The following is a 14,419-nucleotide window of genomic DNA, read 5'->3' on the forward strand; positions in this document are numbered from 1 at the left end:
GCCTTTCGGGCGGCCGAGGTGGCTTGCTAAAATGACTTTGGCCCCTTGGCTGGTCAAATATTCGATCGTCGGGATAGCAGCGCGGATTCTCGTATCATCCGTAACGGCTCCATCCTCCATCGGCACATTAAAATCAACCCGGCAAAAAACTCGTTTGCCACCTAGTTCTATATCTTTCATCGTCTGTTTGGACATCATGAAAAATAGCACACCTCCGTATGTAATGTAACTTCCTTTTGCGGGAAATTCCCGACAACTACTTTCCGCCTAATCATACCATATCCCAACATCTGCTACCGCAGAAAATCATCCAGGATCAGTATGTAGAAAAAAGAGGAACGGGCTGATCCGTTCCTCTACCCAACTATATTATAAGTCGTAGGCTGTTTGTTGGCTATGATTTGATTAGAACCCTTGTTGCTGCATGTATAATGCCAAGTCGATGCAGCGTGCAGAGTATCCTGATTCATTGTCGTACCAAGAGATAACTTTCACCATATTGCCGTCAAGCACCATTGTGGACAGGCCATCTACAGTGGAAGATGCTGTGTTGCCGTTATAGTCGCGGGACACAAGCGGGATTTCATTGTAGTACAAGAAACCTTTTAGTTCATTCTCAGACGCATTTTTCAAAGCAGCATTGACGTCTTCGACGGTCACTTCCTTGCCAACTTCCGCAACGAAGTCAACGAGGGACACGTTCGGTGTCGGAACGCGGACTGCCATGCCGTCCAGCTTCCCTTTCAATTCAGGGATAACCTTTGTGACTGCTGATGCTGCGCCAGTAGTCGTTGGAATCATGGATTCCGCAGCAGCACGTGCACGGCGGTAATCTTCATGCGGCAAGTCGAGAATACGCTGGTCATTTGTGTACGAGTGAACTGTCGTCATCATGCCGCGCTTTATGCCAAACTCGTCGTTTAGCACTTTGACGACAGGTGCCAGGCAGTTTGTCGTACAAGACGCGTTCGATACGATATGGTCGGAACCTGCATCATAATCCTTGTGGTTGACGCCCATAACCAATGTTTTGATGTCGCCTTTTGCCGGAGCTGACAGGATCACTTTTTTCGCTCCTGCATCGATATGCTTTTGAAGTCCTTTTTGGTCCCGGAAGACGCCTGTTGATTCGATAACCACATCGACCTCAAGCTCTTTCCAAGGCAACACGGAAGGATCTTTTTCAGCGTAGACGCGAATCTTTTTGCCGTTAACGACGAGATGATTTTCATCCGATCCGACTTCCGCATCGAAAATTCCGTGCACCGAGTCATACTTGAGCAAATGCGCCAGCATCGCTGCGTCCGTCAAATCGTTGACCGCGACGATTTCGATATCGTCATGCGCCATTGCTTCCCGAAATACCACTCTGCCAATTCGTCCAAATCCGTTAATCGCCATTTTTAATGTCATGTGAATGACCTCCATCTATTTAAGTATTTTTACGTAATATCCGTTGCATTTCAGCGGCTGCCCCTTCATCGGTCACTAAGATTGTCTGCCGAGGCGCGCTAGCCATATAGGCGAGTATCGCGGCTGCTTTGCTTGCACCGCCTGCCACCGCAATTAAAAGCGGAACCTGTTCCAGCTGTTCGGTCTGGATGCCGACCGTCCGCAGCCGATAGACGACGTTTCCGTTTTCATCGAAATAATAACCGAATGCCTCTCCAAGAGCTTTCCCCTGTTCCAGCAATTCCAATTCCTCATCCGACGAATTTCGCATCGCCGCCATCTTTTTCGCATCGCCAATCCCATGCAGGACGCAATCCGTTTTCTCATATTGCGCCATCATCTCAAGTGCGGCTGGTTCTTTCCGGAATACCTCGTGCGCTTCTTCGCTTAGCGTCTCCGGGTAATAGAAGGTGCTGTATGTTGCACCGCAAGCTTGGGCAAATAATGCCGAAATGACATTCGCCTGCAAGCCGATATCCTCTCCGACGCCGCCTCTTGCTGCAATAAACCGCAACCGTTCGGCTTCCGGGAACTTTCCGATAAAAGGTGGGATTGCCGCAACTGAACTGCCGCCCGTCACCGCCACAATTTGACCGTCACCAATCAAGGTGACAAATTGCTCGGCAGCCTCTTTGCCGATAACAGCTTTTACAGAAGACGTCACGTCAGAGTCGCCAGGGACAACAATTACTTTCCGAATGCCGATCGTCTGCTCCAAATAGCGTGCGAGCGTATTGCGACCCGACCAATCATCCATACTAGTACGCAGTGATGACAGCATTTGTCTGCCTTCCTCTGTCACACTGGCGCCTTCCTTCTCGATCCGGATCAAGCCCGCATCACGAAGAGCCTCCAGTACATTGCGCGCTTCCCGTTCCGACAGCCTCGCCACTTGGCCCAGCTGCCGCCTCCCGATTGGCCCGTTCATATCAATTATTTTTAATGCACTATATCGCTGTTGCATGAGATCCATCATTTCAGGCACAAGCTTCCGTTGCGCCTCGAGGAAATCCGAGTTCAATGAAAGCCCCTCTTTTCTATGGACAAAAAATGTCCCGCATATTTATTTTTGTCCCACCTAAGATAAAAAAATAGATCTTGTGTTTATTGTATACCTATTCCTTTCATTTTTCAAACAAATTTAATATGTCAATATAACCGATGGATCCATACAATAAAACCTCGCCATCTTTCTCGATTACCGGAATCATGAGCATATATTTCTCATGCGCTTCATCATCCTCTTCAATATTAACCGTCGACCACGTAAGCGAAACATCCTCCTGCGCCAGCTTCATCATTGCTTCTGCATCTTCGCATAAAGGACAGCCCGGTCTTGTGTAAAATGTGACGTTCATCGTTTCCACCCTCGTTCTTGTTTTATATGGGTTGATTATAACGGATGGAAGAGTGGAAGGACAAGTTGGGTGGTGTGGTGGATGGTTTATGCGCGGGTGAAGGTTGGGTATGCGCGGCTGGATGACGTGTATGCTCGGGTACGGTTGTCGTATGCGCGGCTGGGGGTTGGTAATGTGCGGGTACGACCACTTTATGCGCACCTGGTCTGTTGGTGGAGATATTTTGCTTCGCGGGTTATATTTTTTGTGATGGCTTATCTTATTTCGCGCTGAATGTCCTAGAGCATTTACAACAAAAAAACATCCAACCCACAAAGGATTGGATGTCTATTGTAGTTACCAGCTTCGGCCAGCGCCGCCTCCGCCACCGGAGCCACCTCCGCCGGAGAATCCACCGCCTCCGCCGAAGCCACCGCCACCACCGAAACCGCCTCCTCCTCCAAATGATCCTGGGAAGAAGATCGGTCCACGCGATCTACTGCGTCTGCCACGACCGCCTCCGCCGCCACGACCGCCACCGCTTCCAAACATTCGGAGTAAGAGGAAGATGATGATTAAGATGACGATAGGAGTAGGGAGCCCCAATCCCCCATCATCTTGGCGTTCAACCGTTTGCACTTGGGCGAGTTCACCGTTCCAGCCATACTCTTTTGCGATTTCATTATAGAATGCTTTATATGCTTCTGTGATGGCCATATCAGGTTGTTCCTCATGCAAAAAAGGTATAGACACGTCATCTATAATACGTCCAACTTTTCCGTCAGGAAGAGCTCCTTCAAGTCCATATCCAACTGTCAATTCAAAATGCCGGTCGCCACTCGAATTTGGAACTGTCGTGACAACAAGCAAAGCACCATTATCTTGCCCTTTCTTACCTAACCCATAGTGACGAAGAGCCTCTACTGCAAACTCATCAACGGGTTCATCGCCAATACTTGGCAAAGTCAAAATCGCTAGTTCAGCTGTCGTCCCATCATTCAACTGCTTCCCCAACCGATTCAACTCAGCTTTTTGCTCTTCTGATAATATATTCGCATGGTCTTGCACATACTCATCATATTTGTTCCAAGGAGGGACATCCGCTGCCAATGCCCGTCCCGGTAAGATAGCCGCTACGAGGATGAGGGCCATCAGGATGAAGCGGGATGCGGTGCGCATCAGTCTTTGCCATCCTCGAAGTCTACTTTAGGTGCTTCAGTTGCAGCTGGGTCTGCTTTGAAATATTCTTTTTCATCGAATCCGAAAATGGAAGCGACGAGTTTACCCGGGAAGCGCTTGGTTTGTCGGTTGTAGTTTGCCACCACGTCGTTGTAGTCTTTCCGAGCGACGCCGATCCGGTTTTCCGTGCCGGCGAGTTCATCCATGAGCTGGGTGAATTGTCGGTCTGCCTTTAATTCCGGATAGTTTTCAACGACGACGAGCAGTCGACCGAGTGCGCTTGTCAGCTCAGCGTCAGCTGCAGCTTGTTCTTCCGGTCCAGCGGCTCCAGCTAAACGGGAGCGGGCATCTGCGATTTCGGTCATGACTTCTTTTTCATGGCTCGCGTACCCTTTCACTGTGTTGACCAAGTTAGGAATCAAATCCAGACGCCGTTGTAATTGGTTTTCTACTTGGGCATAGGATTGATCCACATCTTCTTCTAAATTGACGAACTTATTGTAACTCGGGACAAGTATAATACCGAGTACGACGATAATTCCTACGATCACTGCGATTGGTCCTAAAATCTTTTTCATTGTTCTCCACTCCTCTTCCATCAATACGTTTCTTGTACCCGATTGCCGGTTCCTCTAAAACGTCTGTTGTTTAATTCTACTGGCTGGCTTATTAAAAAGTTTCATCTTTTTTGAAGCTTACGCTATTCCCAATTGGATTAGACGCAAAACGGCTACCCTCTGGGTAAGAGGATAGCCGCCGATTTTAACTTATTTCGAAAGGTCTTTCATATCGCTTCTTGTGATGATGTGGTCAATGAGACCATACTCTTTCGCACGCTCTGCCGTCATGAAGTTATCGCGGTCTGTGTCTTTCGCAATGACTTCGACCGGCTGGCCTGTACGCTCAGATAGGATGGTGTTCAATTTTTCGCGAAGGAAGAGAATGCGTTTGGCCGCAATTTCGATTTCCGTCGCTTGCCCTTGTGCACCGCCAAGTGGCTGGTGAATCATGACTTCTGCGTTAGGCAATGCATAGCGCTTGCCTTTCGTTCCAGCAGTCAAGAGGAATGAACCCATAGAAGCTGCCATCCCGATACAGATTGTTTGGATGTCTGGCTTGATGAATTGCATTGTGTCGTAGATCGCCATACCCGCAGTGATGCTGCCGCCCGGGCTGTTGATGTAGATGGAAACATCTTTTTCTGGATCTTCCGCTTCCAAGAATAATAGTTGTGCTACAATGGAGTTTGCGACGTTGTCGTCAATTGCGCTTCCAAGCATGATGATCCGGTCTTTCAAAAGACGGGAGTAAATGTCGTATGCGCGTTCTCCGCGGTTCGTTTGTTCAATAACTGTAGGGATTAAATTCATTCCATTTCCTCCTTTAAGGTGGATGTTACTATCGGTCTGTTGAAAGTGTATTTCAACTGTACCCTTATCATACCTATTATAGTCAACAATGGTCAAATATAATGCATTGTAAAAAACCTATTGCATTCATTCCACTTCTTTTGTATAATGAAACTTGTCCGTTACAGATATGGACACTATATATGCCCTCGTGGTGCAATGGATAGCACGCAAGATTCCGGTTCTTGAAATGTGGGTTCGACTCCTGCCGAGGGCGTCCTCAAATACTTTATTCAGATTTGATCTGGATAAGGTATTTTTTTATTCAACGAAACGAACCGTTCCTTTTTAAAGAAACGGCGTTCATCTTTAGAACAAGTGCTGGACTGCAATTGCGGTTCCAGCACTTTTATTTTATCAGTTCTCTTTTTCCACTAACTCAGAAAGCGTATCAATCGCTTTATCTTCGTCCACGCCATCCGCCATCAACGTGATGGATGTTCCTCTTGCTACTGCCAGGCTCATGATACCCATGATGCTTTTGGCATTTACTTGACGCTCGTCCTTCTTTAAAAAGACGTCGGCCGAGAAGCGGTTGGCTTCTTGGACGAATAAGGCTGCTTGTCTAGCCTGCAACCCGGTTTTCATTTTCACTTCGACTGTTTTTTCCACCATAGCACTTGGCTCCTCTCCACTCACTAATTTCATCTATTACTCAATGCCGCCGCCTCGAAGCTTATCTGCAATCTCTTCAATTTTGCGCAGCCGATGATTCACTCCTGATTTGCTGACGGGTCCGCCTGAAACCATTTCCCCTAATTCCTTCAGGGTCACATCTTGGTATTCGACGCGCAGCCGTGCGATCTCCTGCAAGCGGTCCGGCAATTGATCAATTCCGATCGTGCTTTCAATGAACTTGATATTTTCCACTTGCCGCTGCGCCGCCCCGATTGTTTTGTTCAGGTTGGCCGTTTCGCAATTGACGAGTCGATTCACGCTATTTCGCATATCCCTCAGGATCCGCACATCTTCAAACTTCATCAAAGACACATGGGCTCCGATCAGGCTGAGGAAATCCGAAATCTTTTCCGCTTCCTTCAAATAAGCGATATAGCCTTTTTTCCGCTCGATCGATTTGGCGTTTAGATAAAAACTGTTCATCAACTCCACCAGCGCTTCACTATGCTCCTTATAGAAAGAGAACATCTCCAAGTGATAGGAAGATGTTTCAGGATTGTTCACTGACCCGCCGGCCAGGAAAGCGCCTCTCAAATACGCTCGCTTGCAACAGTCATTTTCGACTAAAGGTGCCGCAATCTCATTGTTAAACTGAAATGTGCCAGTCAAAATATACAAATCCTCGAGAAGCTGTTTGGCACCTTCCCTGATTCTACATATGTATATATTGTTCTTCTTCAGCCTCATTTTTTTCCGTACGAGCAATTCCACTTTATAAGGATATAGTTTCTTAACGTTGGAATACAAACGCCTGGCAATCGCCGCGTTTTCTGTTTGAACATCCAGGCTCAGCTGTTTGTTCGAGAAGGATAGAGCGCCGTTCATCCGAATGAATGCCGAAATCTCGGCTTTGATGCAACAATCATCGGACTCCACTTGCGTCAATTCCTTCTTCACTTCTGCCGCAAAAGACATGATAAACCCCTTTCCCGGCACTTCCACATATTAACGGGCCGTTTCATTTTCAATAAAGTCCATTACCCATGAGGCCACTCTATCCGCATCATGGATGACCCTGCCGTCAGTTACAATTGAAATGGGCTCAATAAAGATCCGGGGCACAATTTCCCGCAGCACCTCTATATCATTCTCCACTTGCCACACCTGGCCGGAAAGTCCCTCCGCTTGCAGCTCGGCTGATAAATCCGTCCCATTCAACAGAACCGTATCAATAAAATTTGTTTCCGCATGATCATGCAGTGCTTTTACATGCTCTGACGCTGTATAGCGATAGGTCTCTCCCGCTTGCGTCGTCAGATTGCCAATATATATTTTCTTCGCCGAAGCCGCCACTACCGCATCACGAATGTCCCGTACCAGGATAGTCGGAAGGATGCTTGTGTATAGACTGCCCGGTCCGAAGATAATCAAATCCGCTTGTTGAATTGCCTCTACCGTTTCTGGCAGCGGCTCTACCTCTTGCGGAGACAGATAGACCCTTCTGATTTTGCTTCCATAGACGGGAATTTTCGATTCCCCTGTCACTATTGTCCCATCATCCAGTTCTGCATGCAACGTAATTCGTTGATTAGCAGCTGGTAAGACTTTCCCTTTGATGTTCAACACCCTGCCCATCTTCTCGATTGCTCGGGCAAAATCCCCGGTAATATCGGTCAGTGCAGCAAGCATCAGATTGCCTAGTGAATGGCCCTTTAAATCGTCAGATGTAGCAAAACGATATTGGAACATCTTCTCAATTAAAGGCTCAACATCTGAAAGCGCTGCCATTACTTGGCGGATATCACCAGGAGGTGGAATATTGTATTGATCCAATAACCTCCCGGAGCTCCCCCCGTCGTCAGCTACAGTTACAATTGCAGTCAGCTCGACAGGGAATTTCTTTAATCCGCGCAGCAATGTGGACAATCCGGTGCCGCCTCCAAAGACGACAATTTTTTTCATTTTACCGGATTGCATCATGTTGTCAACCCTTTCTTTTCTCAATATCCCGGTGGGTAATAATCGTCCGGTATTCTTCCTTGAACCGATTGCCGAAGTATTCAGCTAATGTAACCGAACGGTGCTGGCCACCAGTGCAGCCGAAAGCGATTACTACTTGGGATTTCCCCTCGTTTTTATATTGCGGGATGAGGAATTTGAACAGATCTGTCAGTTTCTCGATCAGCATTTGCGTGTCATTCCATTTTAGGACATATTCCGATACTTCCGATTCCAATCCAGTTTTCGGCTTCAACTCCTGGATATAGTACGGGTTTGGCAAAAACCTGACGTCGAACACAACATCCGCGTCAATCGGCATACCGTGCTTGAAACCAAAGGAGATGAAATTGACCGTAAACAACGTGCTCCCTTTGGCGGAGAACTCGGCCATGATCTTCTCTCGCAGCTCTCGCGGCTTCAGTTTCGAAGTATTATAGATGGAGCGGGCCCGGCCTTTCAATTCTGAAAGCAAGAGCCGTTCTTTCCGGATGCCTGTGAGCGGCAGGCCGCCTTCGGCTAACGGATGTGAACGCCGGGTCTCTTTGTAGCGTCTGACCAAAGTTTCATCTTCTGCATCTAAGAACAGCAGTTTGACAGAAACCCCTTCCAGCTGATTCAACTCATCGAGTGCGCCAATGAGCGAATCGAATAGATCACCGCCGCGCGTATCCATGACAGCCGCAATACGGCGCATCTTCGTTTCCGATCTCATCATGAGATTTAAAAATGTTACCATTAGTTCGGGCGGCAAATTATCGATGCAATAAAACCCTAAATCCTCGAAGCTCTGCATCGCGACGGTTTTACCGGCACCTGACATGCCGGTAATAATAACGACTTCTACATCACTGTTCGGTTTTTCTTTTTCCATTCTAGTCAATCACCCTCCGTTGAATTTTGAAGTTCATATCGCAACAACTTAAATTCCTCGGTGTAATAAAAAGTGCCGTACTGGATGGACTGTGGCTCTGACACCGCGAACAAGAGATTCATGCGGTCTCCTTCTGCCATTGGCAATGTGTGCAGCGCTTCCGTGTCATGCCATTCCAGCTCACCTTCCCTGTTGGACTCATACGGTGTGCCCGTCAGGTCAAGCGCGGCAAATGTGAATAACATCCACTCGTCCATCACTTCTTTGCCGTCCTCATCCATGATCATCATCGTATAGATCCCTTTCAGATGCGGCTTTACTGGCACAGCTCCAGTTTCCTCAGTGAATTCACGAATGGCTGCCTCATATATCGACTCGCCCGGGTCCATCTTGCCGCCGGGCGCAACATACCAACCTCTTCTTGGCTTTTTTAATAAAAGAACTTGCCCGTCTTTGACGACAAGTAAATTTGCGATTCTTTGCATAGGCGTTCCTCACTTTTTAGCATGCATATAACTAGTATACAACGATTTTGATGCAAACAACAAAAAAAGAAGGCAACCTAGCCGAAGAACGGCAGATCACCTTAAAACTTGCTATATAAAAAGGGGGGTCAATTGATACTTCTACTATAACCTAAAGTTGTTTCATTACCATTACAGGCATATTAAGGTTTGATTAAGTAGATTTTTATTAAATCAGGCGAAGAAATCCATTATCCCTCACCTGATCCAATTGATACGTCCCTGCTTCTTATGCGTTGGCTTCCAGTTTCTCCGCCAATTCCTCTACATACTTCTGGCAGTTTTGCGCTGCAATGCTTCCGTCACCCGTTGCCGTAACAACTTGACGCAATGTCTTTTGACGAACATCACCAGCTGCATAGATGCCTGGGATAGATGTTTCCATTTCTTCATTTGTTACGATATAGCCGTGTTCATCCAAGATGCCTAGGTTCTTGAATGGCGCTGTTAGAGGATCCATCCCGATGTAGATGAACATACCCTCTGTTTTGAATTCGCTCTCGGAACCATCCACAGTCGAAACAAGTGTGACAGAACTGATTTTGTTGTTCTCGCCATTCACTTGCTTGACAGTCGAGTTCCAGATGAAATCGATTTTTTCATTCGCAAATGCACGGTCTTGAAGGATCTTTTGTGCACGCAGCTCATCACGACGATGAATAATCGTTACTTTCTTCGCGAATCGAGTCAAGTATGTGCCTTCTTCGACAGCCGAGTCACCGCCGCCAATTACGACGAGTTCTTTGTCTTTGAAGAATGCTCCATCACAAACCGCACAATAGCTGACACCGCGGCCTTGAAGTTCTTTCTCGCCAGGGATGCCCATCTTGCGATATTCAGCCCCTGTTGAAATGATGATCGAACGTGCTTTGTATTGCTTTTTGCCGGAGATGATTGTTTTGTATTCTTCTCCGTCGATGATTTCATTCACGTCGCCGTATGCGTATTCCGCACCGAAACGTTTCGCGTGATCCATCATCTTCGTCGATAAATCCGGTCCTAAGATGGACTCAAAGCCCGGATAGTTTTCGATTTCTTCTGTATTTGCCATCTGGCCGCCTGGAATACCGCGTTCCAGCATTAGCGTCGATAGACTGCCGCGAGATGTATACACCGCAGCTGTCATTCCCGCAGGACCAGCTCCAATTATAATCACATCATAAATCTTCTCAGTTGACATGAAAATTCCTCCTCTGATACAAGTAAGCCTGCTCAAATCATATAAGATTCTACTAAACCATTCAATTTTTCTGCTTGCTTCGACATTTTTCCCAGCCTAGGAGTTGAAGTGCGGAAGAAACTCGATCAATTCATTGACATATTTCGTCAACGTCTTCACCGAAATACCGTATTTTTCAGCCAGGGCGGTCTTCGTCACACCAGGATGCCGTGATGACAGGAACATATAATCAGCCGCCGCTGCAAGGGCATGCGGGTTTTTGAATGGGTATTTCTTAACGAGCGCCATTTCACATAAGGTGAACCACATTTGGAATAAATGCGTTCCTTCCTTATCTAACGGCTGATAAGCCTCATATAGCAAATCTGTCGTCTCCAGCGCTCGCAAGAAGTAATCTTCAAAGCCGGCCCCTGCCGAAAAATCATAATGCAGGCTATGCGCCAGAAACAGTTGCTCGTACACACTTAATTTCGAGACATCTATATAAGTAGGATGCGAGATGATTTCCTGCTTATGCGCAGATTTGCCGAGCAAAAAGAACCCTAACAGTCTTTCACTGCGATATTTGTTTGCGATTTTGCTAAGCAGGAATTCACGGTCTTGCTCATAGGATTCCGGCCTCGCAGAAGAATGGACGTCTTTCCAAGGTTCAAATCCCGCCTTGGACGGATCCAATTCGACGAGCTTGGCATACGCCTGCTTCGCCATTTCCTCGTGTCCGGAAAAATAAGCGGAATGAGCTAGCCAGAAATAATAGCCTGCGTCTCCTTCAAACCCTCTCTTTTGCAAGCTGCGCAGCCAGTTATACGCTTCCTCGTGCTTGCCGACTAGCGCAAACGTCGCGCCTAGCTTGTATCGGTGCTCAAACTGATACGGTTTGATTTTTAACAGCAGTTCAAGCAAGGAATCGAGTTTCTCCTTATCTTTCTCATAATAATAAAAGACCGCGAGATTACAAAGGGCATGCAAGTTCCCTTTATTTTTCTGCAAGACTTCATCTAATAACTCCTTGGCCGGCGCAATTTTTCCGATATAGAAATACGCCAGCGCCAAGTTATTGTAGGCTGCCCAAAACTCTGGATAATCAACGATGATGGACTCCAGTATGTCGACCGCCTCTTCAAAGTTGCCTGACTCCATAAGCCGGCGCGCTTTCTCCTGCAAGAAATACACTTCGCTATCCGGCATCTCTTCTTCATCGAAGAACGCTTCCTCTTGCTCAGCAAAATCGATGATTTCCATCGACTCATCTGCCAAGGGGCCGTCCGGTGCGAGGGCAATATATTTCTCCGCATAAATCTTGGCGTCACGAAGCAGGCCTAAGTGGGCATGCACTTCTGCCAAATAAAAAATGATTTCCTCTTCTTCAGGGTTCAAGCCATGAGCCGCTGTCAGCAATTCATAGGCTTCCTCAAAACGCCCCTCCTCCATTACGAGCACGCCGTAATGCATGAGAATAAGAGGATCATTCGGGCTCAGTTCGACCGCGCGCCCAAAATATTTATGGGCATCGCTGAACTTGTCGCGCTGCATTGCCTGCAAGCCCTTCTTATAGTAAAACTCACCATCCGGGATAAATGAAATGACCTTCTTATTTATGTTGTTACGCTTATTATCCAATCATATTCCTCCGAAAAAAGTTAGAAGGAACGCACAGAACGTCCCTTCCAACAAACTTGCTTCATTATATCATAACTTCTAGTCTCGTCATCACTTTTTGACAGAATCCGTCAACGGGGCTTCGTTTGCCTTGCGCTCGCGCATCTCTTCCGCCGTATAAATGATACGCACCGGATTGCCGCCTGCAAGAGAACCGGGCGGGATATCCCGATTGACGAGGGATGCAGCCGAGACGATTGCCCCGTCACCAATTTCCACGCCCGGCAAAATCGTCGTATTAGCTCCAATCATCACTTCGCTGCCGATCACGACATCGCCAAGGCGGTATTCGTCAATCAAATACTCATGCGCCAAGATCGTCGTATTGAAACCGATAATCGTGTTCTCTCCCACTTTGATCCGTTCCGGAAACATCGTATCGGGCATAACCATTAAGGCGAAGGATGTCCGATCACCGATTTCCATCTTCAAGAAAGTGCGATACAGAAAGTTCTTCATCGGGATGAACGGTGTATAGCGGGCGATCTGGATGACTAAAAAGTTCTTTGCCACTTTCCAAAAGGATACCGTTTTATAAATATGCCAGAGGGAATTGGCTCCCCCTACCGCCTTATACCTCTCCGTCCGTCTCACTGTTCTTCTCCAGTTACAATAGGAAGAAGATCAGAAATATGCTTCAGCATATAATCAGGATGATAAGTCTGTAAAAAGGCCTCCCCTTTAAGGGACCAAGCAACACCGGCTGTACGGACGCCAGCATTCTTTCCGCCTTCAATATCATGATAGTTATCTCCGATCATCATCGCCTCATCCGCTGCAACGCCCAATCGTTGCAATGCCAGCAGTATAGGCTCCGGATCCGGTTTTGGCTTCTTCACATCATCTAAGCCGATAATCGTCTCAAATACGTCTTCTACTTGAAGAAGACGTAATCCTCGCAGAATCATATTATTTCTCTTCGTAGAGACAATCGCCATTTTAATGCCTAATGCATGCAGCTTATGTAACGTATCGGCTACTCCTTTGAACTCCGTAGCCAATTCGTCATGATGTTGAAGATTCCATTCCCGATATTCCGTTACAAGTTGCTCTGCTTTAAGAGGATCTACCGTACCGAACGATTCCACCAAAGTTGGACCGAGGAAAGGGATGATATGTTCACGCAAATATTTCCCTGGGTAATGACGGTCGAGCACCGTCTGGAATGTCTGGATGATCAGTTCATTTGTATCCAGCAACGTACCGTCAAAATCAAATAGTAATGCTTTTATTGGTTTAGCCATTCACAATGACCTCCTTCTGTTTCTGTCGTTCTGCTTGCTTCCATAAATAGGCCACTACGATGGTCAGCACAAATGCGGTCACAAGGCGGATGAGTAATAAAGGCAAAACCGGTATGCCAAGCGGCACGAAAATCAGCGTATCTTCCACTACGGCATGACAGGCGACAAGGAAGATAAAAGCTAATGTGGCATCGCGTTTGCTGACGCCGTCCTCCTGCACAGCCTGAATCATCACGCCGGCTCCATAAGCCAATCCGATGACGAGTCCTGCGACCAGAGTCATCGACGCATTTGGCTGCACTCCGATTACCTTTGTAAAAGGTGCCAATGCATTTGAAAACTTTTGTAAATAATTCCGATCCTTTAAGAATTGGACGATCACCATTAATGGAATGACAATGAGCGCCAACTGTAAAATGCCGAAAGAAGCTTTCTGTAAACCGAGAAGTCCGATTTCCATCCAGCCATCCGGCGCGGCAGTCGCTTGGGGCGCCATGCCATACTTCGCAAGTTCGCCTCCGCCTTTCCAGAAAAGGTTAATGATAATGCCGGATATTGCCGCCAAGCCGAACCGGACGACGAGGACGACCCAAAGTTTAACTCCGACCTTCAATGCCACCCCGGTCTCGATGAATATATTATGGGCAAAACTTAACATGATGGCGATTATGAAAACTTCCTTCACTGTCAGATCAAGCGATAATATACCCGCAATACCCGCATATAAGTTTAATGCATTTCCTAACACAAGCGGGATGGCCGCTTCGCCGCTGAGGCCGAATAATCCCATGAAAGGAGAAATCAGCTTCACAATCCACGGCAAAATCGGTGTATGCTGCAGGATGACAACTAGGATCGTAATCGGGAAAATGATCTTCCCTAATGTCCATGTCGTTTTAAATCCTGCTTTCAAGCCATTTTGTACTGTTCTCATTTCCCCGGCCC

The 14,419-nt window shown here is 47.1% G+C and carries 17 protein-coding genes and 1 tRNA gene; 1 reads left to right on the forward strand and 17 read right to left on the reverse strand.

Going from position 1 to position 14,419, the window contains the following annotated elements:
* The 7 genes from pgk to clpP all read right to left on the reverse strand — a co-directional run.
* The coding region (gene pgk, locus NCCP2222_RS15310; protein WP_248513282.1) for a phosphoglycerate kinase at positions 1-195 on the reverse strand (195 nt) is incomplete at its 3' end.
* A 210-nt stretch (positions 196-405) separates the two neighbouring features.
* The gene (gene gap, locus NCCP2222_RS15315; RefSeq protein ID WP_248513206.1) at positions 406-1,413 is read right to left on the reverse strand and encodes a type I glyceraldehyde-3-phosphate dehydrogenase; all 1,008 of its coding nucleotides are present in this window, start codon (positions 1,411-1,413) and stop codon (positions 406-408) included.
* Positions 1,414-1,432: 19 nt separating this feature from the next.
* A complete protein-coding gene (locus NCCP2222_RS15320) occupies positions 1,433-2,473 on the reverse strand; it encodes a sugar-binding transcriptional regulator (protein WP_248513207.1) in 1,041 nt (346 codons plus the stop codon).
* Between the two features lie 103 nt (positions 2,474-2,576).
* Positions 2,577-2,810 carry a glutaredoxin family protein gene (locus tag NCCP2222_RS15325; protein ID WP_248513208.1) on the reverse strand — a complete coding sequence of 78 codons (234 nt, stop codon included), beginning with the start codon at positions 2,808-2,810 and terminating at the stop codon, positions 2,577-2,579.
* Between the two features lie 336 nt (positions 2,811-3,146).
* Positions 3,147-3,968 carry a TPM domain-containing protein gene (locus tag NCCP2222_RS15330; RefSeq protein ID WP_248513209.1) on the reverse strand — a complete coding sequence of 274 codons (822 nt, stop codon included), beginning with the start codon at positions 3,966-3,968 and terminating at the stop codon, positions 3,147-3,149.
* Entirely contained in the window at positions 3,968-4,546 is a 579-nt protein-coding gene (locus NCCP2222_RS15335) for a LemA family protein (RefSeq protein ID WP_248513210.1), read from the reverse strand. Before NCCP2222_RS15335 ends, NCCP2222_RS15330 begins: the two co-directional genes overlap by 1 nt.
* A gap of 189 nt (positions 4,547-4,735) precedes the next feature.
* Positions 4,736-5,338, reverse strand: a complete 603-nt coding sequence (gene clpP / locus NCCP2222_RS15340; protein WP_238081140.1) for an ATP-dependent Clp endopeptidase proteolytic subunit ClpP — start codon at positions 5,336-5,338, stop codon at positions 4,736-4,738.
* Positions 5,339-5,522: 184 nt separating this feature from the next.
* On the opposite strand from clpP, the gene NCCP2222_RS15345 reads away from it, so the two are divergent.
* Positions 5,523-5,594 (forward strand) — tRNA-Arg (locus NCCP2222_RS15345).
* A gap of 140 nt (positions 5,595-5,734) precedes the next feature.
* Here NCCP2222_RS15345 and NCCP2222_RS15350 read toward each other — a convergent pair.
* The 10 genes from NCCP2222_RS15350 to NCCP2222_RS15395 all read right to left on the reverse strand — a co-directional run bounded on the left by NCCP2222_RS15350 (position 5,735) and on the right by NCCP2222_RS15395 (position 14,408).
* Positions 5,735-5,992 carry an HPr family phosphocarrier protein gene (locus tag NCCP2222_RS15350; protein ID WP_248513211.1) on the reverse strand — a complete coding sequence of 86 codons (258 nt, stop codon included), beginning with the start codon at positions 5,990-5,992 and terminating at the stop codon, positions 5,735-5,737.
* A gap of 36 nt (positions 5,993-6,028) precedes the next feature.
* Entirely contained in the window at positions 6,029-6,970 is a 942-nt protein-coding gene (whiA, locus tag NCCP2222_RS15355) for a DNA-binding protein WhiA (RefSeq protein ID WP_248513212.1), read from the reverse strand.
* Positions 6,971-7,000: 30 nt separating this feature from the next.
* On the reverse strand, positions 7,001-7,975 hold the full coding sequence (locus NCCP2222_RS15360) for a gluconeogenesis factor YvcK family protein (RefSeq protein ID WP_248513213.1): 975 nt from the start codon (positions 7,973-7,975) through the stop codon (positions 7,001-7,003).
* A 4-nt stretch (positions 7,976-7,979) separates the two neighbouring features.
* Positions 7,980-8,867, reverse strand: a complete 888-nt coding sequence (gene rapZ, locus NCCP2222_RS15365; RefSeq protein WP_248513214.1) for an RNase adapter RapZ — start codon at positions 8,865-8,867, stop codon at positions 7,980-7,982.
* A 5-nt stretch (positions 8,868-8,872) separates the two neighbouring features.
* Positions 8,873-9,352: an 8-oxo-dGTP diphosphatase gene (locus NCCP2222_RS15370; RefSeq protein ID WP_248513215.1), complete on the reverse strand. Its 480-nt coding sequence runs from the start codon at positions 9,350-9,352 to the stop codon at positions 8,873-8,875.
* Between the two features lie 268 nt (positions 9,353-9,620).
* Positions 9,621-10,571: a thioredoxin-disulfide reductase gene (trxB, locus tag NCCP2222_RS15375; RefSeq protein WP_248513216.1), complete on the reverse strand. Its 951-nt coding sequence runs from the start codon at positions 10,569-10,571 to the stop codon at positions 9,621-9,623.
* Positions 10,572-10,667: 96 nt separating this feature from the next.
* Positions 10,668-12,191, reverse strand: coding sequence for a winged helix-turn-helix domain-containing protein (locus NCCP2222_RS15380; protein WP_248513217.1), 1,524 nt, complete (start codon positions 12,189-12,191; stop codon positions 10,668-10,670).
* A 90-nt stretch (positions 12,192-12,281) separates the two neighbouring features.
* A complete protein-coding gene (locus tag NCCP2222_RS15385; RefSeq protein WP_248513218.1) occupies positions 12,282-12,824 on the reverse strand; it encodes an acyltransferase in 543 nt (180 codons plus the stop codon).
* A complete protein-coding gene (gene ppaX, locus NCCP2222_RS15390; RefSeq protein ID WP_248513219.1) occupies positions 12,821-13,474 on the reverse strand; it encodes a pyrophosphatase PpaX in 654 nt (217 codons plus the stop codon). The genes NCCP2222_RS15385 and ppaX overlap by 4 nt, the downstream gene beginning before the upstream one ends.
* Positions 13,467-14,408: a nucleoside recognition domain-containing protein gene (locus tag NCCP2222_RS15395; RefSeq protein WP_248513220.1), complete on the reverse strand. Its 942-nt coding sequence runs from the start codon at positions 14,406-14,408 to the stop codon at positions 13,467-13,469. The genes ppaX and NCCP2222_RS15395 overlap by 8 nt, the downstream gene beginning before the upstream one ends.
* Positions 14,409-14,419 lie beyond the last annotated feature (11 nt).

The sequence above is a fragment of the Sporosarcina sp. NCCP-2222 genome (assembly GCF_023168145.1).
Lineage (GTDB): Bacteria > Bacillota > Bacilli > Bacillales_A > Planococcaceae > Sporosarcina.